General features: G+C 41.9%; 25 protein-coding genes. 5 read left to right on the forward strand and 20 right to left on the reverse strand.

Annotated elements, in window-relative coordinates; genetic code table 11:
- Window positions 1–1,410, reverse strand: a complete 1,410-nt coding sequence (locus tag QTA56_RS09525; RefSeq protein WP_267980734.1) for an FAD-binding oxidoreductase — start codon at window positions 1,408–1,410, stop codon at window positions 1–3.
- Window positions 1,411–1,768: 358 nt separating this feature from the next.
- Here QTA56_RS09525 and serA point away from each other — a divergent pair, with 358 nt between their 5' ends.
- The 3 genes from serA to QTA56_RS09540 all read left to right on the forward strand — a co-directional run bounded on the left by serA (window position 1,769) and on the right by QTA56_RS09540 (window position 4,852).
- Window positions 1,769–3,001 carry a phosphoglycerate dehydrogenase gene (gene serA / locus QTA56_RS09530; RefSeq protein ID WP_267980735.1) on the forward strand — a complete coding sequence of 411 codons (1,233 nt, stop codon included), beginning with the start codon at window positions 1,769–1,771 and terminating at the stop codon, window positions 2,999–3,001.
- A 115-nt stretch (window positions 3,002–3,116) separates the two neighbouring features.
- Entirely contained in the window at window positions 3,117–3,986 is an 870-nt protein-coding gene (locus QTA56_RS09535; protein ID WP_267980736.1) for an EamA family transporter, read from the forward strand.
- Window positions 3,983–4,852, forward strand: a complete 870-nt coding sequence (locus QTA56_RS09540; protein ID WP_267980737.1) for an EamA family transporter — start codon at window positions 3,983–3,985, stop codon at window positions 4,850–4,852. Before QTA56_RS09535 ends, QTA56_RS09540 begins: the two co-directional genes overlap by 4 nt.
- A gap of 28 nt (window positions 4,853–4,880) precedes the next feature.
- Here QTA56_RS09540 and QTA56_RS09545 read toward each other — a convergent pair whose 3' ends face one another.
- The 3 genes from QTA56_RS09545 to truB form a co-directional block, all read right to left on the reverse strand.
- Window positions 4,881–5,327: a hemerythrin domain-containing protein gene (locus QTA56_RS09545; RefSeq protein ID WP_267980738.1), complete on the reverse strand. Its 447-nt coding sequence runs from the start codon at window positions 5,325–5,327 to the stop codon at window positions 4,881–4,883.
- Window positions 5,328–5,480: 153 nt separating this feature from the next.
- Complete coding sequence (locus tag QTA56_RS09550; RefSeq protein ID WP_267980739.1) at window positions 5,481–6,251, reverse strand: sulfite exporter TauE/SafE family protein; 771 nt, start codon at window positions 6,249–6,251, stop codon at window positions 5,481–5,483.
- An 11-nt stretch (window positions 6,252–6,262) separates the two neighbouring features.
- The gene (gene truB / locus QTA56_RS09555; protein WP_267980740.1) at window positions 6,263–7,156 is read right to left on the reverse strand and encodes a tRNA pseudouridine(55) synthase TruB; all 894 of its coding nucleotides are present in this window, start codon (window positions 7,154–7,156) and stop codon (window positions 6,263–6,265) included.
- A gap of 137 nt (window positions 7,157–7,293) precedes the next feature.
- Between truB and QTA56_RS09560 the strand changes: the two genes are divergently transcribed.
- Together QTA56_RS09560 and QTA56_RS09565 are read left to right on the forward strand one after the other, a co-directional pair.
- Window positions 7,294–8,337, forward strand: a complete 1,044-nt coding sequence (locus QTA56_RS09560) for a lipase secretion chaperone (protein WP_267980741.1) — start codon at window positions 7,294–7,296, stop codon at window positions 8,335–8,337.
- Window positions 8,338–8,443: 106 nt separating this feature from the next.
- On the forward strand, window positions 8,444–9,418 hold the full coding sequence (locus QTA56_RS09565) for a lipase family alpha/beta hydrolase (protein ID WP_267980742.1): 975 nt from the start codon (window positions 8,444–8,446) through the stop codon (window positions 9,416–9,418).
- Between the two features lie 59 nt (window positions 9,419–9,477).
- Here the strand turns inward: QTA56_RS09565 and rplS are convergent, their stop codons facing one another.
- The 16 genes from rplS to pilV (QTA56_RS09645) form a co-directional block, all read right to left on the reverse strand.
- Complete coding sequence (gene rplS, locus QTA56_RS09570) at window positions 9,478–9,849, reverse strand: 50S ribosomal protein L19 (RefSeq protein ID WP_004660214.1); 372 nt, start codon at window positions 9,847–9,849, stop codon at window positions 9,478–9,480.
- Between the two features lie 195 nt (window positions 9,850–10,044).
- The gene (trmD, locus tag QTA56_RS09575) at window positions 10,045–10,785 is read right to left on the reverse strand and encodes a tRNA (guanosine(37)-N1)-methyltransferase TrmD (protein WP_267980743.1); all 741 of its coding nucleotides are present in this window, start codon (window positions 10,783–10,785) and stop codon (window positions 10,045–10,047) included.
- A 45-nt stretch (window positions 10,786–10,830) separates the two neighbouring features.
- Entirely contained in the window at window positions 10,831–11,379 is a 549-nt protein-coding gene (rimM, locus tag QTA56_RS09580) for a ribosome maturation factor RimM (protein WP_267980744.1), read from the reverse strand.
- Window positions 11,380–11,395: 16 nt separating this feature from the next.
- Window positions 11,396–11,653, reverse strand: coding sequence for a 30S ribosomal protein S16 (rpsP, locus tag QTA56_RS09585; RefSeq protein ID WP_267980877.1), 258 nt, complete (start codon window positions 11,651–11,653; stop codon window positions 11,396–11,398).
- 163 nt (window positions 11,654–11,816) lie between these two features.
- Window positions 11,817–12,296: a type IV pilin protein gene (locus QTA56_RS09590; protein WP_289821548.1), complete on the reverse strand. Its 480-nt coding sequence runs from the start codon at window positions 12,294–12,296 to the stop codon at window positions 11,817–11,819.
- A gap of 64 nt (window positions 12,297–12,360) precedes the next feature.
- Window positions 12,361–16,638: a pilus assembly protein gene (locus tag QTA56_RS09595; RefSeq protein WP_267980745.1), complete on the reverse strand. Its 4,278-nt coding sequence runs from the start codon at window positions 16,636–16,638 to the stop codon at window positions 12,361–12,363.
- A gap of 13 nt (window positions 16,639–16,651) precedes the next feature.
- Window positions 16,652–17,404, reverse strand: coding sequence for a PilX N-terminal domain-containing pilus assembly protein (locus tag QTA56_RS09600; RefSeq protein ID WP_267980746.1), 753 nt, complete (start codon window positions 17,402–17,404; stop codon window positions 16,652–16,654).
- A complete protein-coding gene (locus QTA56_RS09605) occupies window positions 17,401–18,498 on the reverse strand; it encodes a PilW family protein (protein ID WP_267980747.1) in 1,098 nt (365 codons plus the stop codon). The genes QTA56_RS09600 and QTA56_RS09605 overlap by 4 nt, the downstream gene beginning before the upstream one ends.
- Window position 18,499: 1 nt before the next feature.
- A complete protein-coding gene (gene pilV / locus QTA56_RS09610; RefSeq protein WP_267980748.1) occupies window positions 18,500–18,988 on the reverse strand; it encodes a type IV pilus modification protein PilV in 489 nt (162 codons plus the stop codon).
- A complete protein-coding gene (locus QTA56_RS09615) occupies window positions 18,985–19,476 on the reverse strand; it encodes a pilus assembly FimT family protein (protein WP_411956092.1) in 492 nt (163 codons plus the stop codon). Before QTA56_RS09615 ends, pilV (QTA56_RS09610) begins: the two co-directional genes overlap by 4 nt.
- Window positions 19,477–19,729: 253 nt before the next feature.
- A complete protein-coding gene (locus QTA56_RS09620; protein ID WP_267980750.1) occupies window positions 19,730–20,179 on the reverse strand; it encodes a type IV pilin protein in 450 nt (149 codons plus the stop codon).
- Window positions 20,179–20,757, reverse strand: coding sequence for a type IV pilin protein (locus tag QTA56_RS09625; RefSeq protein ID WP_267980751.1), 579 nt, complete (start codon window positions 20,755–20,757; stop codon window positions 20,179–20,181). Before QTA56_RS09625 ends, QTA56_RS09620 begins: the two co-directional genes overlap by 1 nt.
- 9 nt (window positions 20,758–20,766) lie before the next feature.
- Window positions 20,767–24,531: a pilus assembly protein gene (locus QTA56_RS09630; protein ID WP_267980752.1), complete on the reverse strand. Its 3,765-nt coding sequence runs from the start codon at window positions 24,529–24,531 to the stop codon at window positions 20,767–20,769.
- A 30-nt stretch (window positions 24,532–24,561) separates the two neighbouring features.
- Window positions 24,562–25,320 carry a pilus assembly protein PilX gene (locus QTA56_RS09635; RefSeq protein ID WP_267980753.1) on the reverse strand — a complete coding sequence of 253 codons (759 nt, stop codon included), beginning with the start codon at window positions 25,318–25,320 and terminating at the stop codon, window positions 24,562–24,564.
- Complete coding sequence (locus QTA56_RS09640; protein ID WP_267980754.1) at window positions 25,320–26,318, reverse strand: PilW family protein; 999 nt, start codon at window positions 26,316–26,318, stop codon at window positions 25,320–25,322. Before QTA56_RS09640 ends, QTA56_RS09635 begins: the two co-directional genes overlap by 1 nt.
- Complete coding sequence (gene pilV, locus QTA56_RS09645) at window positions 26,305–26,796, reverse strand: type IV pilus modification protein PilV (RefSeq protein ID WP_267980755.1); 492 nt, start codon at window positions 26,794–26,796, stop codon at window positions 26,305–26,307. The genes QTA56_RS09640 and pilV (QTA56_RS09645) overlap by 14 nt, the downstream gene beginning before the upstream one ends.
- Window positions 26,797–26,799 lie beyond the last annotated feature (3 nt).

Genomic DNA, 26,799 nt, shown 5'->3' on the forward strand with positions numbered 1-26,799 from the left:
TTAAAGATCAAACAATTTCCCAGGATTCATAATCCCATTCGGGTCAAAAGCTAATTTTAGAGCTTTCATATATTCAATTTCTTCAGGCGAACGTGAATATTCCAGATATGGCTTCTTGGTCATTCCCACACCATGCTCGGCAGAGATCGAACCATCATACTTTTTCACTGTTTCAAACACATATTTATTCACCACCTGACACTTGGCAAAGAATTCATCTTTGGTCAGGTTTTCAGGTTTTAGAATATTTAAGTGCAGGTTGCCGTCACCAATATGACCAAACCAGCAAATTTCAAAGTCTGGATAGTTGTCTGCCACAATCGCATCAATTTCCGCAATAAATGCAGGCACATGGGTAATCAATACGGAAATATCATTTTTATATGGAATAAATGGCGCAATTGATTCCGAAATATCTTCACGCAAACGCCATAAGCTTTGTGCCTGTTCCAGACTTTGGCTCATTACCCCATCAATTACCCAACCCTGTTCCATGCAATGCTCAAAAATCTGCATGGCCTTGTCCATGATTGGTTCATACGGCGCTTCAAATTCCAATAACACATAGAACGGACATTGCGTTTCAAATGGACGTTGTACATGACCACGATCCAGGACTTTCTGCATCGCCACTTCACCAAAGAACTCGAACGCAGTCAGGTCGATTTCTTTCTGGAATGCATGTAACACAGGCATTACCGCTTCAAAGTCAGGCGTACCCAGCACCATCACCTGCAAGTTTTGTGGTTGACGTTCAAGCTTGATTTCCGCCTCGGTCACGAGTCCTAAAGTCCCTTCACCACCGATGAATAAATGCTGCAAAGCATAACCCGTGGCATTTTTAATCATACCCTTGTTTAAACGGATCACATCACCTTTACCTGTCACCACAGTCAGGCCCAGCACCCAGTTACGGGTCATACCATATTTAATAACCTTGATGCCGCCTGCATTGGTTCCAATATTGCCACCGATTTGGCTTGAACCTGCTGATGCAAAATCCACTGGGTAATACATACCCTGCTCTTCAGCATAGTTCTGCAACTGTTCAGTCACCACACCTGCCTGCACACGCACCATACGGTCGGCTGGGAAGAACTCCAGAATCTGGTTCATCTTGTCAAAGCTGATGACAATCTCGCCATTGGTTGCCACCGCACCCGCTGAAAGACCCGTACGACCGCCAGATGGTGTAATCGCCACATTAAATTCATTGGCAAGTTTCACAATGGCCTGAACCTGCTCCGTGCTTGACGGGAAAACGATGACTGATGGGTTCGGATCAAAATGTTTGGTATGGTCCCGCCCCCAGTTTTGCAGACTATCGGCATCGGTTTTAATACGGTTTTCACCCACAATTGCCGTTAGTTGGGTCAATAACTCAGGTGTTAAAGCGACTGAAGCATTCATCGTTTACAGGCCTAGCAAGAAATAAATATCGGGTTTCTGGAGGGCAACATCATATTTTTCAATCTATTAAAAACAAGATGATGAAAACATCCAAAATATAGAAACGCTACAGGACAGCACAAACCCTAGCTCGTTGAGGTTTGACCACCAGTTGCATGCATTTTACATTGAAGCAGGCATGGGATAAAGCGCAGGATCAAGATACTGTCATAACAAAATGTGTATCAGCCATAAAATTCATGTGAAGCTGAAAAATTATCAACAATTCTGCTGTGGTAATTTTAAAGCAAATATCTATAACTGCATGCTCTATGCTATGATACGGCAACTAAATTTTGGCCTTTGTAGCGGAGCCGTAATGAGCCAACATCTTTCTCTACCTAAAGACAAAATCCGTTTTCTTTTATTAGAAGGTGTGCATCAAAATGCCATCGATACCTTAAATGCAGCGGGTTATACCAACATCGACTACCACAAGACTGCGCTTGAAGGCGAAGCTTTGAAAGAGGCGGTCAAGGATGCGCACTTTATTGGTATCCGTTCGCGTACTCAATTGACTGAGGAAGTCTTTGAAGCGGCGAATAAACTGATTGCGGTGGGTTGCTTCTGTATCGGGACCAACCAGGTCGATTTAAAAGCGGCAATGTCCCGTGGTATTCCTGTGTTCAATGCGCCATATTCAAACACGCGTTCAGTCGCTGAATTGGTTCTTGCAGAAGCCATTTTATTACTTCGCCGTGTTCCTGAAAAATCAAAGGACACACATGCGGGTGGCTGGAACAAGTCTGCGGTAGGTTCATTTGAAACACGCAGTAAGACTTTAGGTATCGTTGGTTACGGTTCAATTGGTTCGCAACTTTCTGTATTGGCAGAAAGCCTGGGTATGAAAGTCATCTATTTTGATGCCGTGACCAAGTTACCGTTGGGTAATGCACGTCAAGTTGGTTCTTTAGATGAGCTTTTGGCAACTGCTGATGTGGTTTCCCTACACGTTCCAGATGTACCATCTACACGTAACTTCTTCAAGAAAGAACAGTTTGCACAGATGAAAGAGGGTTCGATCTTCATCAATGCGGCACGTGGCACCTGTGTCATCATCGAAGATTTGGCTGATGCAATTAAATCAGGCCACATTGCGGGTGCGGCGGTTGACGTGTTCCCGAAAGAGCCTAAAGCAAACGGCGAAGAATTCCAGTCTCCACTTCGTGGCTTGGACAACGTGATTTTAACCCCTCACGTAGGTGGTTCGACCATGGAAGCGCAGGCGAACATCGGTCTGGAAGTTGCTGAGAAATTCGTTGCCTACTCAGATAAGGGTATGACTCTATCTGCGGTGAACTTCCCAGAAATCGCATTGCCATTGACTGAAGGCCAACATCGCCTACTGCACATCCACAAGAACATTCCAGGTGTATTGTCCAAAATCAACACCCTGTTTGCTGAACAAGGCATCAACATCTCAGGTCAGTCTTTAATGACCAAAGGTGACATTGGTTACCTTGTGATGGATGTGGATGCATCTGCGTCTCAGGAAGCACTGGATACCTTGCACAATGTTGAAGGTACGATCCGCGTACGTGTATTGTTCTAATCAGGACAATTCAGGAAAAGCCACAGTTTAAGCTGTGGCTTTTTTATGGGCGTTTGAATTATTATGTGAAATAGATTCTATTTATACCAATCGTTCCAATAATTAAGTTGCTCCCATGTCCAAGACCCCTGTACATGCCTTACTGTTGTTGATGATTGCCATGTTATGTGTGCAGGGTAGCGGTTCTTTAGCAAAGATTCTCTTTCAAAGTTTTCCAGTCTTAACCGTCTCTGCCATGCGTTTATTTTTTGGCGCAATGATTTTGGCTGTCATCTTTAAAATCTGGAAAATCAATTTCAGCAATGTACGCTGGAAAGCAATCCTCAGCTACGGCATGGCCCTCGCAGGGATGAATGCTCTGTTCTATTTATCGCTGGAACGCTTACCCTTAGGTTTGGCTGTGGCCTTTGAATTTATTGGGCCACTGAGTGTGGCGCTGTACCATGCCCGTCAAAAATACGACTTTATCTGGGTGGGCTGTGCCATTCTAGGCTTGGTGCTGCTGTTTCCCTTACAACAGGCCCAGCAGGGTCTCGACCTAATCGGTGTATTGTTTGCGGTCAGTGCAGGTGCATGCTGGGCATTTTATATCATTGCAGGGCAAAAGCCCTCTGGCATTTCTGGCAATCATACCGTTTGTTTAGGGATGAGCATTGGTATGCTATGCTTGCTGCCTTTCGCCGCTTTCTCTGGTGCAGTCGGGCATGTGTTTGAACTGCCAAATTTATATTATTTTATTGGACTGGCAATTTTAGCCAGTGCACTACCATTTTCATTAGAGATGATCGCGCTGCGCAATTTAACCCCACTGAGCTTTGGAACCCTGATGAGCCTTGAACCAGCGGTTGCCGCTTTATCGGGTTTTATCTTCTTGGGTGAAAAACTGCTTTGGAACCAATGGCTGGCTTTAGCAACCATTATCATTGCATCCATTGGCTGCACCGTGACCACCCAGCATGCCCGTCAGCAAAAAGAGGCTATATGAAAAATCTCCAGTTGCTTGCCGTGCTGTACATGGTTTTATCCATGGTGGCCTACCAGATCAGTGCCTCATTTGCCAAACAGTTGATTGCAACCCTTGATCCATTGACCGTCACGATTTTAAGGCTCAGTTTCGCCACGGTTCTGGTTGCGGTCATGTTTCGCTCATGGAAGATTTTATCCAGACTCAAACAGCTCAAATGGCGTGACCTGTTATTTTACAGTGCGTCTTTAGGCTGTATGAACATCCTGTTCTACAGCTCTTTAGGAAAATTGCCACAGGGAATTGCTGTGGGGCTGGAATTTATTGGACCCTTGGGTCTGGCCCTGCTTTCAATTAAACAGCGTAGCGATTATATCTGGGTGGCTTTTGCCATTTTAGGGATTGCCCTGATGGTACCGTGGCATGATGCCAATGCCCAGAATTTTTCCTATATCGGTGCGGCATGCGCTCTCGGGGCTGGTTTCTTTTGGGCACTGTATATTTATTTTGGGCATCGGGTGGTCCAGCAAAATATTGGCATGCATGCGCTGACCATCGCCATTGGCCTGTCCGCTATCACTTTACTGCCTTTTGGTTTGTGGAACAATGCACCCGCTTTGTTGGATACTCAATACTGGGGCAAGGCGCTGCTCATTGCCCTATTGGCAACCGCAATTCCCTATGCGCTGGATTTGATGGCACTGAAACAATTGAGCAAGCTCAGTTATGGCACACTGTCCAGCCTTGCGCCCGCGCTGGCCGCATTGGCAGGGCTGTTTTTACTGCATGAACAGATTAGCCTGATTCAATGGGTGGCATTGGGCTGTATTATGATTGCCTCCATTGGCGTCACCTTGCGTGGAGAGAAAACAGCGGCATCAGCATGACGCTGTTTTCTCTCCCTCATTGAAAATATTAAGCTTCTACGGTTTTGTATTTATGGTATTCAGCAAGATATTTTTTGGCCAAAGTTTCTTTTTCGGCATCCTCCAGGATTTTTCCCGCCTGCTGGAAAAACTTGTGTTCTTCCTCTTTTAAATGATGATGAACTTTTTCACTGAGCTGTTTGGCGATGGCAAGCCATCCAGGATTACTCATGTCGGTTTCCTCAAGCTTCTCCACCAGTTCATCCATTTCATGATGCTCAGCCAGTGCATGCCGTGTAATGTCCAGCCCCACATCATTAAACATTAAGGGGATATATAAATAACGGTCTTCAGCAACCGAATGTGCATAAAGTTCATTCTTGAGCTGTTTAAATAGCTGTTCCCTTTCTTCAGTATGTCCGCTGGTTTGAATGAGTTGTTGTGAGAGACTGCGCTGTTGTTCGTGACTTTCCCTCAGTGCTTCAAATATATTCATTATTCACCTCTATGATTGGCTGACATCATCCATACCCATGTTTAAATTCTTTATTGGGCTGTTCTGCTTGGCTAGCTTTCATATTAGAAAATGGCACTTTCTAAAACAGCGCTGTTTCAGTATGTTTTTGTATATAAAATTTATTTTTATAGCTCAGGCTGCAATCAAAATCTGGTAGGCCAATCGGCAAATCAGAATACTGACCAGTATCAGGAATAAAATACGGATAAAGCCACTGCCATATTTTAACGTCAACCGCACACCCAATAATGAACCCGCAATATTGGCAATCGCCATCATCAAGCCAAGCTGAAACAGCACATGACCTGTTGGAATGAAAAAGCTCAGTGCCGCAAGATTGGTCATGAAGTTGCCGATCTTGGACAATGCCGAAGCATGTAAAAAATCGACCTGTAAAAAACGAATAAAAAAGAAGATAAAGAAGCTGCCTGTGCCTGGACCAAAGATTCCATCATAGAAACCAATGGCGAGACTGCCGATTGCAGCGAGAATCAGCAGTTTTGGGGTGATTCGCTGATCCACATGCACTTGCCCAAACTGTTTTTTCATAAAGGTATAGATGGCGATCACCACCAGCATGACCAATACAATCGGTCTCAGGATATGGGTGGGCACCATTGAGACGCAGGCAGCACCAACAAAAGCGCTGATAAAGGCAAACACGGCGATCACGGCCAATAGCGACCACTGCAACTTCACACGTCGTACAAATGAAAATGCGGCTGAACCTGTCCCACAAATGGAGGCCAGTTTATTGGTCCCAAACAGGGTTGCTGGCGCTGTTTGTGGTAATGCACCCATCAACGCTGGAATCTGAATCAGTCCACCACCACCAACCGCAGCATCAATGGTTCCCGCACAAAAGGCAAAGAACACCAGACCCAGAATCAGTTCCCATTCCATCAACACTAACCTTATAGATTTAACAGGCGTTTTGGTACAAGGCGTTTTTTATCGGTGATTTCCGCCAGACCCAGACAGCGTTCGCCATCAAATACCAGCACCTCAATCGCCGCCTCATGCTCAATATTGCTTTCCTGACCGTTGCAGAAATACTTTTCACGGCCTTCGGGTAACTGCACTTTGGGAAAATGCTCAACAGGCGCATAAACAGATAGTAATAATGCATCACGCTGTTCCAGAGTCAGGCTTTCCAGATATTCAATGGTATAGTCTGGATTAATCTCAAAATGCCCTGTTTGAGTACGATGTAATTTTGTTAAATGTCCACCACAGCCCAAAGCTTCACCAATATCTTCACCTAGCACTCGGATGTAAGTTCCTTTAGAACACGTCACATCTAAGGTCAAACTATCTTCGGTGAAACTTAAAAGTTTCAGTTCATAAATACTGACTGGACGCGCTTCACGTTCAATTTCAATCCCTTGACGCGCTAACTCATACAAAGGGCGACCATCTCGTTTCAGGGCTGAATACATCGGTGGCACCTGCTGAATGTCACCACGGAATTGCGCCAATACCTGTTCAATTCTTTCTGCCGTTAAAACAGGCACATCTCTCTGCTGAAGAATCTCACCCTCAACATCGCCTGTGGCGGTGGTTTGCCCCAGCTTCACCGTGGTTTGATAACGCTTGGTTGAATCCAGCAGATAATGTGAAAACTTGGTGGCCTCCCCCAGACAGATCGGTAACAGGCCTGTTGCAAGTGGGTCCAGGGCACCTGTATGCCCTGCCTTTTGCGCATTAAAAAGACGGCGGACTTTTTGAAGTGCGGAATTGGAACTTAAACCTAAGGGCTTATTTAATAAGAAGACACCACTCAGATGGCGATACGAACTTTTTTTCATAAATGAAAAGTCAAACTATAAAGCGGTATTTTATCAAAACTATTCATCGGATTTTTAAAAATTACGTGTTTAAAAAAGCAACAAATATGATAGATTTTCTTTCGTTTTCGAAATTAAAAGCAAATGGATCATGCTTAATGAATAAAATTAGAAAAAAAATATTCCTATTATGTAGCTTATTGATCATTTCAGTTTCAATGCTGAGTGTTGTGTATTGGTTATACCCTCAAGATCAGCAGCCACAGTTCAAATCAACTGATCAATCCAGCAACACATTTAATTCAGCAGACCATTCAGATAATTCAGGCCCAGCACAGGCACGTGACGCAGCTTTTAACAGCACAAGCCAAATGGATACTGAAATCAACTGCAAACTACAGTTTAATGCATCACAAAAATTAGTCGTGAATGAGCTGACCCGAGACTGCTTTGAATATTTCATTTCCCAATATGGCGAACGAAATATTGATGAAATCCGACAAAATTTTCAGCGCTATATTGCCAAAGGTTTTCAGGCATCGGAGCAGCAGCAGATTCAGGAATTATGGTCACGTTATTTGAGCTATCGGGAACAGCTGAGCAAATTGCAGATGAATCAGCCTGCTCAGGAAAGTTATGGCTATTTTCAGGCAATCTTCGATGCAATGCATGACCTAAAGCAGCGTTTCTTTTCTCAAGTTGAAATTGAGGGCCTGTTTGGTACAGAAGACATCTACCAGCAATATACGCTTGACCGTATGCGCATTTTAGAAAATAAAAACCTGGATGCCGTCAACAAGGCTAAACAGCTACAACAGCGCTTTGACCAACTTCCACAGGACTGGCAGGAAAACCTCAAGGATTTATCCAAACTGGAAGATTTACGTTCCTTAACTGAACAGATCAAGGCCAGAAATGGTTCAGCACAGGAATTGCGGGACATGCGGGTCAACTTGGTTGGCGAGGCTGCCACCCAACGTCTGGAGCAACTGGACCAGCAACGCTCAGACTGGAAACAACGCGTACAGTCCTATCTGGATGAGCGCAAGACCATTGTGGACAGCAATATGAGTGCATCGGCCAAAGATCAGGCCATTCAACAGCTCAAACAACAACAATTTCAGTCCACACAGGAACAGCAACGTCTACAAACATTTGAAACGGTCTATGACCAAGGAGGTCCCTTACCCTTTAGCAACTAGGAACACCTAATACAAGACATTGAAATAATGCGATTTAGCACGGATGCAATGTCAGTTCGCAAGAACATGAAGACCCATATGAAAAACAAAAATTGAGAGTAATATCATGCAAAAACTTATTCGCTATCTTGCCGTATCCATTATGGCAATCAGTGCGTCAGCCAGCTACGCTTCCAACGCAACCCAGGTCAAGGAAAGCTTTGTGCTCTCCAGCTATGCCAAAACCAAATATCCCATTGTTTTTGTACATGGGGTGGCAGGGTTTTCACGCGTTGGCAGTGATCCTTTAGGTGTCGATTACTGGCACCAGATCTTGCCTGACCTTGCACGAAATGGTGCCAATGTCTGGACCACACGCCTTTCCCCCTTTAACTCAACTGAGGTTCGGGGTGAACAGCTGGTTCAGCAAGTTGAGGAAATCCTTGCCATTACTGGGCAGCAAAAGGTCAACCTGATTGGTCACAGTCAGGGGGGGCCAACCATCCGCTATGTTGCAGGTATCATGCCGAGCAAGGTGGCATCACTGACCAGTGTCAGTGGTACACATAAAGGCTCGCCTGTTGCCAGCCTACTGATGAAAACCGATGGAACCATCTTTGGCTCTGCTGGAGCAGCCATGGCCAACTTCTTCTCAGGCGCGATTACATGGTCACAGGGACTCAACCCGAAAAGCTATCCACATGACGCGATGGCGGCAGGACGCAGCATCTCGGTTGAGGGCTCAACGGCATTTAACACCCGATTCCCAATGGGCGTACCAACCACAGCCTGTGGCGAGGGCACTTATCAGGATAAAGGCATTTATATGTATTCATTCTCTGGCACACAGGCACTGACCAACATCCTTGATCCACTTGATCCCTTGTTTGCAGGAACGAGCCTGATTGTTGACATCAAGGGTGACAATGATGGTATGGTCAGCCGTTGCAGTGCCAAGTTTGGTAAGACGGTGCGGGACAACCTGCCTTGGAACCATGCTGATGAAGTCAATCAGGTGCTGGGCTTGAAATCAATTTTCGCACCTGACCCAGTGGATATTTACCGTCAACATGCCAACCGCCTGAAATTGCAGGGACTATAAAACAGGTATAAAAAAATGCGCCAGATGGCGCATTTTTTTGCTTTAAAACGAGGCTAAAATTAACCTTGTTTACGCGCTGGCAACTTTTCACGAATACGTGCAGCTTTACCAGACAACTCGCGTAGGTAGTAAAGTTTAGCACGACGAACGTCACCACGACGTTTCACTTCGATTTTAGCAACGATTGGAGAGTGAGTTTGGAAAACACGCTCAACACCAACACCGCTAGAAATTTTACGAACTGTGAAAGCAGAGTTTAAACCACGGTTTTTCTTCGCGATTACAACACCTTCAAATGCCTGAAGACGCTCACGGTCACCCTCTTTTACTTTAACTTGGACAATAACAGTGTCACCAGGAGCAAAAGCAGGGATATCAGTTTTTAACTGTGCATTTTCAACAGCTTGAACTAAAGGATGTTTACCACTCATTGTGGAATCTCCAATATGTGCGGGAGAGAAGAGGTCTCTTACACCGCTGGGAATAGAGGCTGAGGCGCATATCTCCCGTTTAACTTTCCCTTTAGGACAAAATTGCCTTAAAGAGCCTATTTTTAACTTAAACCAGGTTTAAGTAGAACTCGAAGCCAGGCTTCTCGTCTGGTGCAAGGATCAACCGATATAGGCTTAATCCTGCGAATTTTGTAGCCATTTTTTTTGCTGCTTGCTCAACTCGACGTTTTCCACCAACTCTGGTCGGCGATCCAAAGTACGTTGATAACGCTGCAAAAAACGCCATTTCTCTATATTGGCATGATGTCCTGATTTAAGCACCTCAGGCACATCCAAACCCTCAAAATGGTCAGGCTTGGTATATTGTGGACAATCCAGCAAACCATCCACAAAAGAATCCTGTATCGCAGATTGCTCATCAGACATAACATTAGGCAAACGGCGAATAATGCTGTCCAACAATACCATGGCAGGAAGTTCACCACCCGACAATACGTAATCCCCAATTGACCATTCCTGATCAACATAATGCTGGATTAAACGCTCATCGACCCCTTCATAACGTCCACACAATACAATCAAACCATCATAATCAACGAATTGCTGTACCGCCTGTTCATTTAGGGTTTTGCCTTGCGGTGACATATACACCACAGGAGCATGAACACAGCCTGCTTGCGAGGCAAGTTGTTTGGCATGGGTAATTGCTTTTGCCAGCGGCTCAGCCATCATCACCATACCAGGACCACCACCGAAAGGACGCTCGTCCACCCGTTTGTAGTTGCCCTCTGCAAAATCTCGCGGATTAATACAAGTGACTTGTACAATCTGTTTTTTTGCGGCTCGACCGCTAATCCCGTACGCTGTAATCGCTTCAAACATTTCAGGAAACAATGTGATGACTGCAAAAAACACCGCAGACTCCTTTATTTTCCTGCTGCGCTACCACTCCACAAAGAGTTAGTAATCTACGCCCCAATTGACGTAAATGCGACCAGCTTCCAGATCAACACGTTGCACCACATCTTTATGCCACGGAATCATACGCTCTTCAGCGTCAACACTGTCAGCAGTCGCCTTGACCACCATGACATCATTGGCACCTGTTTCAAAAAGCTCAAAGATTTGACCGAGGTTGACTTCCTGCTCATCATCACCAAGACCTAATACCATTAGACCTTTTAAATCTGACCAGTAATACTCATCCACATCTGCTTTTGGAAGCTGTGATTTGGCAATCCAGATATTGGCACCTACCAGGTTTTCCGCACCAGTACGATCACTCACACCCTTTAGCGAAACAACCAGTCCTTTGCCATGTGGTTTCCAACGTTTTACATCGACTGTTTGCCAACCTGCCTTGGTCTCAATGTACCAAGGGAGGTAGTCAAACATATTGCTCATGGGTTCAGTATTGGAGTAAACCCAGAGCCACCCATTCAGTCCATAAGCTGAACGTAACTGTCCAATCTGAATACGATCTTCGGGTACATTCTGTGCTGGTGTCATGGGTTACCTACTACCATTACGCAGCAGTTGCAGCTTTTTTAGCTTGAGCAGCTAAAGAAGCAACACGCTCAGAAGGTTGAGCACCTTGTGAAATCCAGTGTGCAAAACGATCAGCATCTAAACGAACTTTTTCCGCTTGACCTTGTGCAGTTGGGTTAAAGAAACCAATACGTTCGATGAAACGACCATCACGTGCATTGCGGCTATCAGTCACAACGATTTGATAGAATGGACGTTTTTTTGCACCACCGCGCGCTAAACGAATAACAACCATGAGAACAACCTTATAATTTTTACGGATTATCCCTGCACCGACCATCGGCAACACTTCAAACCCCTTTCATAGAGGGCGATATTCTACGTCATATTTGCCCTGAAAGAAAGATTAATTTAAGGCTTATCCACAACTGTGAATTTAATCTTGATGCGATCTGCACCTACCAGTCTTCCGAGTTGCTGCCACAACCATTGACGGTAATACTGACTGCTGTCTTGGTTTTGCATTTAAAGCCTGTGCTTGTTAATAAAGCAGAATAATTTCGGGGGTTTTCACTTACGGCTTTCAGTGACCAAGTTTGTGAATTTACGGTAAGGGTAAGTGTAAACTTTTGATTGCCCGTTAATTTGTCCAATGGCAGCAATAAAGTCGTATTGGTTGCATTCGGAACATTAAAATAAGGACCTTTGTTGGTCGATGTACCTTTTAATACAAAGCCATCATAACTAAAGTTACGTGTACGGTGCTGCTCTAACAGGGCAGAAATTTTCTGCATTTCCTGTTGTGCTGTGGATAAGTCTGCACGGCGTATATAGGTGTCATAACTAGGTATAGCAATCGCTGCGATAATTGCAATGATTGCAACCGTGATCATCAACTCTATCAGGGTAAAACCTGAAGCTTGATTCAATCGAACCATGCTCCTCTCCAGAGGCTTAACCTGACAAGGAAAGGAGTATTGTTCGAAGTCAGAAAATTTATTCTCACTCATTATTTTCATACCATGTTAATGGCACAATCTGACGGCGCATTTGATTATATGGTGCTCCAGTCAGCGGATTGGCTGCTGTATTTGAAACAACACCCCGGGATTGTAAAGCACCTGTTGTACTTGAACCTGCTCCCACACTCAGTGCCACAATTCCATCACCTGATTTACCCACCAGCCCCATCGTTTCAGATAATTGCTTTTGCTCACAAAGACCAAAAGGTAAACAATAGCGATAGACCTCTGTTTTACCACGCACCTGTACTGGGCAAGTTGGTGTTGAACCTGGATCATACACACTGGCATAAAGATTTTTATTAATCACAGCCATCTCATCCATAACCTTTTTACCTTTGCCCGCTGTTCCATCCTTACCAACACTTGCATCAGGATCAAAAGAAACGACCCAGCCATTTGGTATCAAGGCTTTCACATCCTCAATATTTTTGTCTTTGGTTTCAGCAACACTCAACATACCCCTTAAAGATTTACCAGAAGTGGTCAAATCAATATCTTGAGTTTCCAGATCACTAGTATTCAGTGCATATAAATTGTTTTTGGTCACATCACGATCAAAGAGATTATAAATTGCACCTGAACTTGGATCGGAAGCAGGCAAGCTACGATTACCTGAAGCAATACTCACCACTGCCAGTGGTTGTTCATAACCATAGACACTAAAACTTGGCGCATCATAGAATCGTGGACTGCGTCCATTAGCCTGATGTAAATTCAGTATTCGAATTGCTCGTTTTACAAAATTACCTGTAGCGGTATTGGCATTTAGGTCTATACGCCAGACTTGCCCACCTAAATCACCAAAATACACATGATCAACCAAACCATTACCATCACGGTCTGCCACATTGATACGACTGACCACACTGTATTTCATATCATTTACATTAAGGGCATTTTCTGTTGCAGTATCATTTTTATCCGTTGCATTGGCACTTGCCCACCATAATAAATTGCCATTATCAGCATCAAACATATATACGCCAGCGCCTTTTTTATTGGTTTGCTCATAATCTTTACATTCATAACCTAAATTTTTTGACACATTGTCACCAGAATTATTACAAGCTACTGTTGCACCAGTTGCATCATAACCCCCACCCACAAACATGACTTGTTTACGTTGTCCTTTCCAATTGACATAGGCAATGGTTGGTTTCGACCAGCTTTGTCCCATATAACTAAGTGGTGTATTTGCAGTAGCCTGTTCGGGGTTGATATGGAATTTAATTTTCGGATTGTCTAAGTCGGCCAAATTAAGTGCATAATAACTGCGTCCCCCCATACGTAAACCACCATATACAAGTTGTTTGCCTGTTGCGATCACAGTACCTTGCTTATTTTTGGCCTCGCCTACTGTTGCGTAAACTTTTCCTTTATCGTCCATACCATAGGCATATTCCGTATATGCAGTCCATGCTCCATCTATGCCATAAGGCATATCCTGCCAACGACCTTTACGCTCCTTGGTGAACGATTCTCTTTGTTTGGTATTTTCCAGCATCTCATTTGGCAGGAATGCAAATTTCTCCTTACCATTACTCGCATTCACAACATGCAATAAGCCCTGTGTTGAACCAAAAAGGACATAATCATCCCGATCAATATCGCTTCCATTAAACTTGGCAAATTGGGTCAATTTTAACGGGGTAGAATGAAGTGGCATCCCCACCTGCCAAAGGGGTTCGCTTTGAGCAAGACTATTTCCTGTTGCACTTTCAGGGTTATCTAATTGATAACCCATTAAATTCATTAAATAACCACCATAACCATCTTTTGCTGTTGCATCATCTTTACAACGGGCCTCACTTGAATCATTCAGATAATCCAATGTGACTTTTTTCAAGTTTTGGCTTTCGGCAAATGCACCACCTGATTGGCAGTTTCGATTGATCCATAATGTACGTGTTGAATCATTGGTTTTCGATGGACGTAAGGTTTTTAACTGTTTCAGCACTCCACCATCAAACAGGGTGGAACCTTTTTCTTTATCCTCTAATGCTGCTCCATTCCATTGATCTTTCCAATCCACCAGACGAATCACATTCTCACCACTGGTCGTATCAGTCACTGAGTATTTTTTGAGGTTACCAAACCAGCTTTGATGATCTGTCGGTGCAAATATACTGTTATAGACATCATTACTGAGTTGATATGGGGTCAATGGATCAGCTGGAATAGTTTGTAAACCAAGGAAAGGGGCAGACTCAGCGTCAACAATGTGTTTGCTAAAATTAACGATACTTTGCGCAACCCCACCTGTACTTGCTTCTGTATACCATCCACCTTTGCCATCATGTCCCCAATACGCCAGATTCTCAATATCGGTGGTATCTGATGGCATGGTTGGTAAAATCACATCAACCAAATTGGTTAATTTCCCTAAGTCCAGCAGTCCCAAACTCAGGATATTGGCTGCTTTCAATGCAGTACTGAGCAGCCCCTTAACCACATTAAGCAGATCATTTACGATGCTGCCACCAGTACCAGCCCCCTCAACTGTATCGTTATTTAAACGAACATAGTTGAATTCCTTACCTATACCCGCCACACCTGTTTTAATTTCAACCTGAGTCCGATAGTTGCTATTTTTATCGAGTAAAGCTTGTGAATAGTTGGCAATACATGCCCATGTTGCCTTGTCTGAACCACGGCTTGACCAGCCTGTTGTTGAACTACAAAAATCGGTTGGGTTATTGCTTGGTGTTTTACCCAATGATTTTTGCATAACCCGTTGTATGCCCAGTTTATCGGCTGGATCAATTCTCGGCACATTACCAGTCAGTACAAAAATACCCTGTGCCTGACATTGTGAAGTGGAAGTCCCTTTCACCACTGCTTTAATAGAGCTTGGATTATCATAGTCATTACTATTTGCTGTGCTCATTGGCACAGTACTGGCACGGTAGCTAAAGCCAGAATAAATCGAGTTTTGTTCAGATGGCTGATAGTAATATTGATTGTCTTGCCAGCCTGTTGTTGGATCATAGACTGACGTTGGCGGTGTTCCATTTTTTTGGTATTCATTATAGCCAAGTAGTGGATTGACCCAAGTGGTGAGACAACCAATCACGCATAAGGTTGTTCCTGTACGCCGTTCCTCCCACGCTCCAACGGCCGAACAACGTTCTTCCGAACTATTTAATGAGGTACTATTGGTATTAAAGCTTCGGGTATAAACCGATGTACATTTTGCCACATAGTTTGAACCGACTTTTTTTGCAACAATATTTCCCGCTGTTCCTTTTGTATTATGTCCAAGCAAGTATGCGCCTGTTTCGGCATAAGCCGTTGCCGTTGGGGTTTCTGGATTTTCCAGCAATGCCATTAGGGTATCAGGAATACTGCCAACCAAGGTCATTACACCGCCCAACACCCCCGCAATATCCAGTCCGCCAGCAACACTATCTAAAATTCCAACGACTCCCTCTAACGTTCTCCCCAATGGATCAGTGCTAGGAACCAAACCATCAATAGCCGCTTTGAGTGCAGCCTTTTGCCCCTCTGTCTCCAGTGTTCTTGCAGGTACAACAATCATGCCAGCTTTTTGATTGACCCCACCACTGCTATCTTTTGCTGGAAATACAGAAAGTCCTATCGCTGTCTTTTCAGGCAAAGCGGTTATCCCTTTATTCGTATTGCCTTCCAATACATCCCTTACCGCTATTTTGATCCGTGACAAACGGCTATAACAGCGATAACCCTCCCCCAGGTTAAGATTGACTGTAAGAATCTTATTACTTCGTGCTGGCTCACCAGATTCGAGTTTGGAAAATGGGGTACAACTAGAACGCATATAGTCCAATGAACTTTGCAAGCCCAGTAAACTATTTTTTTGCGTCCCAGTTAAAGTATCCACTGTACCTAATAAGTCCAAAACCGATTTTGGAAAAACCACATCACAGTAGGCTTCTGTTCCAGCTGCTGGAGTGAGCTTGACATCCACAACAGGTAGCGCTCCAACCACTGCGAAAATCTTACTGCTAATACATAATGGATAATCTTTAAGCAAGTCTAAAGCAGGTGAGCCCATAGATTGGGAAGCGTCCACCATCAACATAATGGTACTGTCCCCACCACTTGTTCCCTGACGATAAATCTCAACATCACTGGCATGAATAACAGGTGATAACATCAAACTACAAGACAATGCTGAACCTACAATAAATAACCATTTAACTACTGGCTTGTTATTCATTATCTTCTGATTTTTTGTCTGTTTTTGTTGTTCCATTTTCATTTTATTATTTTTCATGTTCATTTCTCCCTTATGAACCTGAGGGTTCAAAGTCAGATAAGAAGCGATATTCTGCAACTTGTGTGCTATATAAAATATTTTTATCTTTCAGGCATTGAACCAACCCCTGTACCCCTGATGGCGGTTCAATACTTTTGTTTAGACATCCTATATTGGCATCAAATAAATCATTCTCAGGATTTGAAAGCAGGCCCTCCATGACAGATGTCACCTGGACATGCAGACGCATACTATTTTCAGTTTTTGCATTGACCGCATCTGTACCACGTGCCATGTCAGAAAATGGCTGGGTCGTTGAAGTGGCTCTCTTGATATGGACTTGGGTGACCACCTGAGAACGGCCGCCTGAAAAATTATTGATGTCTTTTTTATCATCGGCTGTAAGTGACTGACATGCTCCACCACCTGTTGCCATCTTTTGGCTGTGCTTTGTTGTCCCTTGCCAATACAACCAGCTCGCATTAGACAAATCAAATGGTGAGCTGCCCTTAAAACAGAAAACCAACTCCTTATTCCAGTTATCTTCATTTTTAAAGAAACCCACAATACCATTTGCACTACTAATGGTTTGTGTTGTTTCAGGACGTTGAAACTTTAACAATGCAGCATCTGCATTTTGCAATAACAAGGTTTGTACCTGATTATTACTGACCAATTTTAATGAGCTGACGCTCTGTCTGATTGCGAGTGTTCCCACAATCGTGATTAATAACAAAATCATTAATACAACGACCAGTGTAGAACCTTGTTGATGTTTAGTCATGTTCCACTCTCCCCTGTATTACAATTTGCTTCTGTCTTACTGGTATCACAGCCCTCATTGACCCAGCCCATAGCATTTCTTAGGGAAATGGTCTGGTCAACCACCTGACGTAAATGTGAATCCTGATAAGCGGGTGCTAAAGTGACATTTGTACCCAAGACCTGAAATGATTGTTGATTTCTTTCTTTAATGACGGACTGATTTCCTGTGCTATCAGCAGACTGTACCAAGACCCCAATTTGAATCGCATGAACATGGGGCCTTACAGGTTGTACTACACCATCAATATTTTTATTCTTGGCAGTTAAAGCCATATAGTTCTTAATGTCGGTATAAGCCAGTTTGCTATCTGCATTATCCAGATCACCATCAATGTAGCCCAACCGTACCTGGAAAAAATCAACATTGGAAAGGATCACCTGACTATTTTTCCAGTCTAATGCAATGGGTGTATCCGTATCCTTGATTGCATCAAGTTGTGCCTGGGTATACTGGGCCGCCTGGCAACGCAGTGAATGCCGTAAGTCTGTAGAAGTTGAGCCTACGTAGTATCGTTGCACCACAAAAGTATCTTTTGCCAGTGCATTACCAGAACAGTCAAAACCGTTTTGAGGGGCTTGATAGCGAATCAACAACTGATCATTGGTTAAACCTGTAACATGCGCATCGCCAAAACTGGTTAATTTATTACTGGAGAAACAAGCAGCACAGTTTAAGTTAATGTTCTTACCAACATTTTTGTCAGTCAGCAAAATCCCAGCATAAGCTATCTGATCATTTACCGCTGGGATGGGAGAGCTCAGATTTGCCTTACGAATATCATCAATAATAAAGTTTAGACCCAAACTTGCATTGTTCTGGATATGGGCCATTGCTTTTTGTAGCTTGTAACTTGTAAGCCCAGTGATAAAAAGTTGAATTGCCGCAGCAACAATAATGAGCCCCAGTGCAATTGATATCATGAGTTCAATCAGGGTAAAGCCTGAGCAGTGATGAGCGAAACGCCGTTTCGCCACTGCGCAAGACGAAGAGCTATGCTCGGAGTGAGTCAATTGTGAATATTCATCTAAATTTGTGAGACTTATTCTTTTCATTTTAGTAAGCCTCCAGAAACAAACAGTGTGAACCCTGCACATACACACCATCTTTGATACAGTTTTCCAGACCTTTCTCACCAGTCAATGAGGTTGTATCCCATGCCACATAAATACATTGCCGAGTGGTTCCAACTGGGCAATTACCTACAGCAATATTCATCCCATTATTTTTGGCCTGAACAGCCGCATTTTTAAGGTCTTGTGCAGCAATATCGACGGCTTTTCCTGCTGCTGTTGAGACAACTGTTGTTGGTACTGATACTGCACCAATTTTATACTCACCATCTTCTGTCGCTTGAGGATTGGCACGCATTCTTTCTGCCAGATCGCGTGCTATAGTGAGGGCCAAAACCTGATGGCTAGCTTCTGAACTTGCATCAATTGCTTTCAACTGCAAGGCCGCAAAACCTAGAACACCAATGGCCAATAAAATTAAAGCAACCAAGACCTCAACTAAACCTACACCTTTTTGATTGATATAATTCATGTGCAAGCTCCTTCTTTTATACTTGTATCTCCTGTAATTCCAACCTTGATACAATAAGAAAGACCGTTACGAACCAGCACAAAATTGGCTGCTGTCGCAAGACTGCCATTCTTTCTAAATTTAAGGCTGGAAATAGAGAGGCTGTCAGCTGTAACCCCTTGATCTAGAGAGGCTATAAAAATTCGCTCTTTATTTTTTTCATAGTCATTATCGACATCATCTGCATCAGGGTCAGTACCTATCAATGCTTTTAGGCAATTCTGCTTTGATAAAGTATCCAAGCAAATAACTGTTGTATCCCGCAAACCAACCGCTTTGGTTTGCGCTTCAGCAACTTTCATTACTAGTTCACGGGCAGAGGAATCTAATTTTTGACGTGTGTAAGCTGTAGCAAACGATGGTGCTGCGATTACCATAATAATTGCAAAAATAGCTATAGTTACAATCAGTTCAACTAAAGTGAACGCCTTATTATTTACTTGTTGCATATAGTCCTCCATATGCACAAATCTTATTGTTTTAGTCAGTTTTGTTTTATTTACTTATCAATTTCCACCCAAAACAGAATGAAATCTATTTTTTATAGATAAAAGGTAGATATGGTCGGATAAACAATAAAAAATTTAATACAGATAACATTAGTTTTAAATAAATCAACAAAAGTCACAAAAAATTAAATGTAATAAAAAAAGCAAATATCAAGTGATATTTGCTTTTTAAATAACTATAAAATGAAGATAGTCAGTTCCATTTATCTTTAGAAAAATCACAATCTGTTGCACCTTTCTCCCAAAATTTTTTACCTTGATGATTTAAACAAATCACACCATCTCCTGTTTGTGTACTTGTTGGAGTCGCTATTAACACCCAAGTTTGTGTATTTGCTGAAACTTCAGTTAAGGCTTTAGGTGTAGCTGCCGCATCCGTCAAAGTAAGTGTATACAACCCTTTTGCTGGAGGATAGCTTACTGTTGCATCCACCACAGCCAATGTTGCATTTTGATAGCTATGGTTGACTACACGATACGCTTGTAGTCTCTGAGCAATTCGCATCATCTCGCTTTGCACATCACCACGATTTGCTTTTGCGACATATTTTGTATAAGACGGATAAGCTATCGCTGCCAAAATGGCAATGATCGCAAGAACGATCATTAATTCAATTAGATTAAATCCTTTTTGTAACCACATTACCAAGCCTCCACACCACTGGTTCCACAATCACCATAATTTGTTATTGTATTTTTAGTCATACAACGTAGACCATTACCTCTCAATAATAAATCATAATTTTGAGGATCTTTCGGAGAACCACTGGTAGCGGCACATCCCCCTACTTTACAGCGCTCTACTTTTATTGCCCAATTTAAACCTTTAACTGACTGGGAATCTGCGGTTTCAACCCCCCCACTTTTTACAACAGTTAAAGGCTTTTTAGTATCGCTTGTCGGAGTACTCAAATCAGCATCCACCAGAGTTAAAACATATTTACCATCTGCTGCTGCTGAACCAACAGGAAGATACAAGGTTCCAGTAGAATTATTATAAGAGCTATAGATATAACTTGCGTCGAAGCCCTTATAACTAAAATTCTTGGATTTAAAGCGTTCTAGTTCGCTGGCTATACGCAAGGCCTCCTGTTTCGCAATCGCCAAATCCTGTTTTCGCATATATTGTTGATAACTTGGAATAGCAATTGCTAGTAGAATTGCCATCATCACCAAAACAATCATCAATTCGATCAGGGTAAAACCATGATTTTTTTTCATCATTCTTCCCTACCGAGACTCATACCAACGTAAATGCTGTAAGCGGCTGCCTGTATCAAATAGCTGACATTCTGGTTTATTTTTATTAGCTGTATCTGTGCAATCTGATCCTTCTTTCCCTTTAATTATGCTCATCTCATCCAATTTATTACTATAGCCTACCCCTAAACCTGTACCAAGAATCCCTCCTCCCAAAACAATTTTATTCGGACCAGTCGCGGTAGTCGGATATTCAAATGGACATTTTCCTGTAGGTAAACAGAATTGATAAAGCTCAGTATCTCCTTTGACTCCTGAACCACAATCTCCCGAAATGCCTGTACCATCTTTATGATAAACATTCACATACAACATGTTATCTAAAGCGTAGAGTTCATTCATACCTTTGTACTTTCCTGCTGTAGTATGAAATTGATATTTCCAACCACCATTGTAATTAGTACCTGTCTTCTGTGCGATACCTGCCTTTAATGTTGCAAAGGCACTTGCATCAGTCAAAGTAACACCTGTACCTGTTGGCGATGTTCTTAAAGTAATATCATCATAGAGGTCTTTACGGGCGACATCATTATCATAAATAACGTATACACCATCATTTGCTGTTATTGTAGTAACAACTGAACCATCTACCGTATTTGTTCCTGCTAATGGAGAACTGCGGTTACCTGAACTCAGCGCAACTGCACCAAAATATCCATCTACGCCAGTGTGAACTGAAAAACTAGGCATTTCATAAAAACGAGGGCTTGCCCCAGTTGTGACATGGGCATTGTATAAACGAACAACCCGTTTCGCAAAAGCTCCCAAAGTACTTGCTTTATTATTTAAATCAATACGAAATGCCTGACCACCTAGATCACCAAAATATAAATGATCAACTAAACCGTCACCATCACGGTCAACAGCATTGATTTGACTAACTACACTATATTTTAAATTATCATCATTGGTTGCAATTGTGCCAGAATCAGTTGTAGCAGAAGTTGAGGTTCCCACATTGGCACTTGACCACCATAATAATGAACCATCATTTGCATCAAACATATAAACACCCGCACCTTTTTTATTGGTTTGTTCATACGCTGGATTTTCATAGCCTCCATTAGTTACTCGATTACCACTAGCGTCCAAACCATTGCCGTTTACACCACCTGCATCATATCCTCCTCCAACAAACATCACCAGTTTACGAGCCCCCCCCCAATTGACCCAAGCAATTGTTGGCTTAGACCAACTTTGTCCCATATAGCTTAAAGGGGTATTCGCTGCGGCTGCATCAGGGTTAATATGAAATTTTAGCGTTGGGCTAGTAATCGTTCTTAGGTCTAGACCATAATAGCCTCTTCCACCCATACGTAAACCGCCATATACGAGCTGTAAACCAGCCTGATTGCTGAGATCATCTCCATCATCATTTTTGCCTTTTACTGTTAAGGTACTTGCACTCCCTGTTTTAGATACATACTGACTATAAGCAGTCCATGCCCCATCTATTCCATAATAAAGATTATCCCTACCTAAATTAGTATTTCCTTCACTTAAGAAACCTTTGTACTGTTTTTCCATCATTTCATGCGGAACAAAAGTAAAAACCTCTTCTCCTCTATCTGTATCGGTATCTGTACCTACTTTTACAACATGTAACATACCTTGATTGGTACCAAATAACAGATAGTCTTGACGAGCAGTAGTTGTCACTACTGGTTTAGGAGGAGTACTCGTATCCTTGGTAACTACAATTTTACCCTCCTGAGTCAATAAAATTGGTTTAGAATGCATGACTGCACCTAATTGACGTTGTTCTTCTGTTGGCAAGGTATTGATTGTCAAGCCTGTTGCATTTTCAGCTACTTTATAACCCAATATGTTAAGCCAGTAATTTTTCTTAGGATCATTAACCAATTTACCATCTGTACCAGATGCAAATAAAGTCGTTAGATTAACACTTTGTAAACTTGTTGCTTCTATTGCCTGATTACTTGTATTGATCTCACGGTTAGTAAAAACCTTACGATTTGAAGATTTTTGGGTTGCGTTAGCAGGATTAGTCCATGTACCTAATGGTAATTTTTCTAATACTCCACCACCATTTGTACCCCATATGCCATAAGCACCCGAGTTCAACTCTCCACTACTTTGAATAAGCTTTATTGTTTTACTACTATTATATAATTCTCCCTTATAAACATGATATTTATTAAGGTTACCTAACCATAACTGATAGTTTTCCTGTGGTTTAGGTGTAAAACTTGCGTAATAACCATAAGGTTGCAGCTGAATTGGGTTAAGTGCATCAACTGGACTCGTTGGTGAACCCGTAGCAATTGGTTCAAACTCAGGTTTCATATCATCAACAAAGTTGACAAAACTGGTGACGACCTCATCAGTATTTTGTGCGGAATAGAACCCCCCCTCACCATAACCACCAGAACCCGCAATAGTTGTTGTACCATTGGAAAATTTACTTTTCATCCCCCAATTACAAGCATTTTGTTGGTCTCTACCAGTTAATTTACTACAATCGTAATAGGTCCTTTCTTTGCCTGTTTTAGGGTCAGTCATTCTCTTACGTTTTATCCCATCCTCAGGAATATCAAAAACTGAACCAAATCCAACTACTGCCGTTTTTATGACATGTTGATTATTATTTTTTACACTGCTAAAAAATTGTTGTAAGTTACTCCCATTATTTAAATATTTTGCAAAAGCACCAATATACTCCCAATCTGCAGTACTAGAATATTTTGCACTGGTATTTACTAAACCGCCACTGGTACTTATATCACTACTCAAATTTAGAGCTAGTTTCATTGGGGTCTTAGCACTACCACCAACACCATTTGGCTCACCATCTGTTAAGAAATAAATACCTTTACCTGAACATAGTGGCTCAGTAATTTTGTCTAATGGGCTTATATATTTCATGGCTGTGCCTGAACCTGTGGTAATCCCTGATGCTGCACCTGTTAAACCTATACCACTATAAGTTCCACCACCTGTTGTTGTCCCCAATAAATATGCTGCTGATTCAGCATAGGATGTTGCTGTTGGTGTATTATTTAACCCTTTAAAATCACTACTCTTAATTAAATCCAATACTTTCTGTCTTTGTGCAGAACCAACAGTCCCCCAAGTATCTGATTTTATGACAACATACCCTCTTTTCCCATCATTAGGAACAAATGTTCCTATACCAATTTGAGTATTTGCAGGGATATCTTCTGATGTTGCTAAATTATATAAAGCATCTTTTAATCGACTCATGCGGTCAAGATATTTTGTACCACCAGTGTACGCATAATATTTAGTATTACTACTTTCACTTTTATAAGCAGATAATGTTTCACTACTTGGTGCAGAAATTTTTGTAGGACATCTAGTTGTATTAGGGTCTGAGGATGTTCCAGAAGCACCACAAGAATACCATTGTGTCCCGCTTTTAAAGTAGTAATAAGTTTTTGTATTAGTCCCACCTACTTGACAATAGTTTCTTGTATATCCTCTACCATCAGCATCATAAACTCCTAAAAAATCTATAATATCCCCATCTTTTACACTATCTGGTGTATCACATGAACCGACACGTCCTGAGTTCGGATTACTCCTATCCATACTTCCTGATAAATCTAGCATCATAAAAATAGAAAGTTTTGTCTGATCAGGAAGTTTATATATTTCAATATCACTGGCTTGGGTAGTGGCAACATGGCAAATCGACACGGTCATTAACATGGATACCGATGCCGAAAGTAACTTTTGATTAAAATTTTTCATTTTCTCACCCTCTTTACAGGTCGGTATATGTTAAGACTTTAATTTTGGCGAACCGCCAACGATATAGTCTGCATGTTGGAGATTATAAGGAATGCTCAAGTTATCAAAACATTGTTCAACCGTACATTTTTTCTTATTAACATCAGAATTAATACTAGTTGGACAGTTTTCTTCTTTTGCATTCTCCAAAATAGCTGTCTTTTTAAAACATGCCTCGATTTGTGCATTCGTTGCATTGGCATAGCTTGGTAAAATAGAAATGACTGTCACTCCAATATTAAGTGCAACCAATGGAACATCACTTTGTCCTAAACTTGTTCCTTTTGGGGCTGTACTGAATGGAGCTGCATCTGGCTCTGCATTTTTTTGCAAATAAATTTGCGCTTGGATAGCTGAACGCCCAGATGAGAACTCACCTGCTTTACAAAAACCAGGAACGCCCATTTTTGTAGTTGTACCATCTTTTGCAATCACACTCATCTTATCCATAGAATAAAATGTATTCATGGAGGATGGCCGATAACAAAATACCAACTCATCATTACTATTATCTGCTGAGTTAAAATAACTAAACATTCCATCCATGGCCAATTGACGTGCAATTTGGTTAGGATCCTCAACATTAAATAAAGCAGAATTACTATTTTCCAACAGTAGGGAACGTACTTGACTATTGGTTGAAATTTTTAAACCTAGAATACTGGATTTCACCGCCCAAGTTCCAAGCAAAGTGACTAGAACCAGAATAATTAAAACAGTAACTAATGTTGCACCATTATTTTTTTTCATCATGATGCTCCTAATGTGTTTCTAAACGCAACAACCTGACTAAATACTTCACGAAGGAATTTAGTGCCATTTTTTTGGGTATTATTTAAAGATATGTCATTACCAAATATTTTAAAAACTTTTGTGTTATCAATTAGACTCTCTGAACTCTGAGAACTGGTTGATCGGGCCAATAGTCCAATTTCTACCGAGATGACATTACTATAATCACTTTCCTTAATCACAGTAGATGGCATAGCACCAATATATTGATCGAGTGTCATGTAACGTAATTTTTTATCCTTATCTTTAACACTTAGTCTGATCTTAAACGCATCAATACGCTGCATTAATTGTTGCCCATTATTGTCTACATTCATCCCCGTAATGCTAGTATCACCATCTTTATAATAGCCAGCATCACAATATAATGAATATGCTGTAGGTTGACCTGCAGTCTGTACTGGATCTGGCTTAAGATGGTAACGCTGCACAATAGTTTGTGGAGTAGAGAACGTTAAACTATTACCTTCACAGTCTATTCCATTGAAAACATAGCTCACTTCATCTACTTTTTGTGCTGCTGTACAGGTTGGATTTCCAGCTGGACATACTTTCTTTGTTATTTTGGTATATTGAGGAACAAATTGAATAGTTAGTTGATCACTTTTTCCCGTTGTTGCATCATTGTCAGCATCTTGCTTAGTTAATAAACCTGTCACCTTTCCTGCTAAACTGGAAGGCAGGTTAGCATCCTCAAAAATAATTCCTGAACCGACTTGCTTATTATTTACTTTTTGTGTTGACGGTGAATTTAGATTAGCATGTCGCAAGTCATGAGTCATCATGGCTAGACCAAAATTAGCGTTCTGCTGTAATTCGCCCATTCCATCTTGTAATGCAATAGAACGCTGTCCACTTAAAAATACTGATAACCCTGCTGCTACGATTAATAAACCTAGAACCAAACCAACCATTAATTCCAATAAGGTAAAACCATGCTGTTTATGATTTATCATAGTTATATACCTCTACAATAATACATTTTGCGTCAGGTAAATAAGCCACCCCGTTAGTACAATTGGTATTTGCCACCCCATTTGTAGGAGTTGTTCCCTCCCATGACACATAAATACATTTTCGCTCTAAGGCTGTTGATCCCTGACAATCCAAAACAGCCATTTGCATACCCAAATCACTTGCTTTATCACTAACTGTTTGAAAATCATACCCAGCCATTTGTTTAGCCGTACACAATGTAGTTGCACAATTTGTTAAAGTTTCTGGAGTTTTATAATCAAGTAAAGCCTCTCGATTCACCCTAATCCTCTCTGATAAATCCCGTGCAATATTAATTGCCTGTATATTACGACCCGCCTCCTGACTAGCAGCAAGCGCCCGTATTTGTAATGCAGTAAAACCAAGGACGGCTATGGCTAAAATAATTAATGCCACCAATACTTCGACCAACCCCACACCTTGCTGATAAAATCGCATGTT

This window comes from Acinetobacter thutiue, assembly GCF_030385805.1.
GTDB classification, from domain to species: Bacteria; Pseudomonadota; Gammaproteobacteria; order Pseudomonadales; family Moraxellaceae; genus Acinetobacter; species Acinetobacter corruptisaponis.

Bases quoted from the DNA above. Each gene is read 5' to 3' on its own strand.
- QTA56_RS09550 (WP_267980739.1), bottom strand. From the start codon at position 6,251: ATGGAATGGGAACTGATTCTGGGTCTGGTGTTCTTTGCCTTTTGTGCG.
- QTA56_RS09540 (WP_267980737.1), top strand. From the start codon at position 3,983: ATGAAAAATCTCCAGTTGCTTGCCGTGCTGTACATGGTTTTATCCATG.
- QTA56_RS09545 (WP_267980738.1), bottom strand. From the start codon at position 5,327: ATGAATATATTTGAAGCACTGAGGGAAAGTCACGAACAACAGCGCAGT.
- QTA56_RS09635 (WP_267980753.1), bottom strand. From the start codon at position 25,320: ATGAAAAAAAATAATGGTGCAACATTAGTTACTGTTTTAATTATTCTG.
- QTA56_RS09615 (WP_411956092.1), bottom strand. From the start codon at position 19,476: ATGCAACAAGTAAATAATAAGGCGTTCACTTTAGTTGAACTGATTGTA.
- QTA56_RS09595 (WP_267980745.1), bottom strand. From the start codon at position 16,638: ATGAAAAATAATAAAATGAAAATGGAACAACAAAAACAGACAAAAAAT.
- truB (WP_267980740.1), bottom strand. From the start codon at position 7,156: ATGAAAAAAAGTTCGTATCGCCATCTGAGTGGTGTCTTCTTATTAAAT.
- QTA56_RS09560 (WP_267980741.1), top strand. From the start codon at position 7,294: ATGAATAAAATTAGAAAAAAAATATTCCTATTATGTAGCTTATTGATC.
- QTA56_RS09605 (WP_267980747.1), bottom strand. From the start codon at position 18,498: ATGAAAAGAATAAGTCTCACAAATTTAGATGAATATTCACAATTGACT.
- QTA56_RS09565 (WP_267980742.1), top strand. From the start codon at position 8,444: ATGCAAAAACTTATTCGCTATCTTGCCGTATCCATTATGGCAATCAGT.
- serA (WP_267980735.1), top strand. From the start codon at position 1,769: ATGAGCCAACATCTTTCTCTACCTAAAGACAAAATCCGTTTTCTTTTA.
- rplS (WP_004660214.1), bottom strand. From the start codon at position 9,849: ATGAGTGGTAAACATCCTTTAGTTCAAGCTGTTGAAAATGCACAGTTA.
- QTA56_RS09535 (WP_267980736.1), top strand. From the start codon at position 3,117: ATGTCCAAGACCCCTGTACATGCCTTACTGTTGTTGATGATTGCCATG.
- QTA56_RS09600 (WP_267980746.1), bottom strand. From the start codon at position 17,404: ATGACTAAACATCAACAAGGTTCTACACTGGTCGTTGTATTAATGATT.
- QTA56_RS09640 (WP_267980754.1), bottom strand. From the start codon at position 26,318: ATGATAAATCATAAACAGCATGGTTTTACCTTATTGGAATTAATGGTT.
- QTA56_RS09525 (WP_267980734.1), bottom strand. From the start codon at position 1,410: ATGAATGCTTCAGTCGCTTTAACACCTGAGTTATTGACCCAACTAACG.
- pilV (WP_267980755.1), bottom strand. From the start codon at position 26,796: ATGCGATTTTATCAGCAAGGTGTGGGGTTGGTCGAAGTATTGGTGGCA.
- QTA56_RS09620 (WP_267980750.1), bottom strand. From the start codon at position 20,179: ATGTGGTTACAAAAAGGATTTAATCTAATTGAATTAATGATCGTTCTT.
- pilV (WP_267980748.1), bottom strand. From the start codon at position 18,988: ATGAATTATATCAATCAAAAAGGTGTAGGTTTAGTTGAGGTCTTGGTT.
- QTA56_RS09630 (WP_267980752.1), bottom strand. From the start codon at position 24,531: ATGAAAAATTTTAATCAAAAGTTACTTTCGGCATCGGTATCCATGTTA.
- rimM (WP_267980744.1), bottom strand. From the start codon at position 11,379: ATGACACCAGCACAGAATGTACCCGAAGATCGTATTCAGATTGGACAG.
- rpsP (WP_267980877.1), bottom strand. From the start codon at position 11,653: ATGGTTGTTATTCGTTTAGCGCGCGGTGGTGCAAAAAAACGTCCATTC.
- QTA56_RS09590 (WP_289821548.1), bottom strand. From the start codon at position 12,296: ATGGTTCGATTGAATCAAGCTTCAGGTTTTACCCTGATAGAGTTGATG.
- QTA56_RS09625 (WP_267980751.1), bottom strand. From the start codon at position 20,757: ATGAAAAAAAATCATGGTTTTACCCTGATCGAATTGATGATTGTTTTG.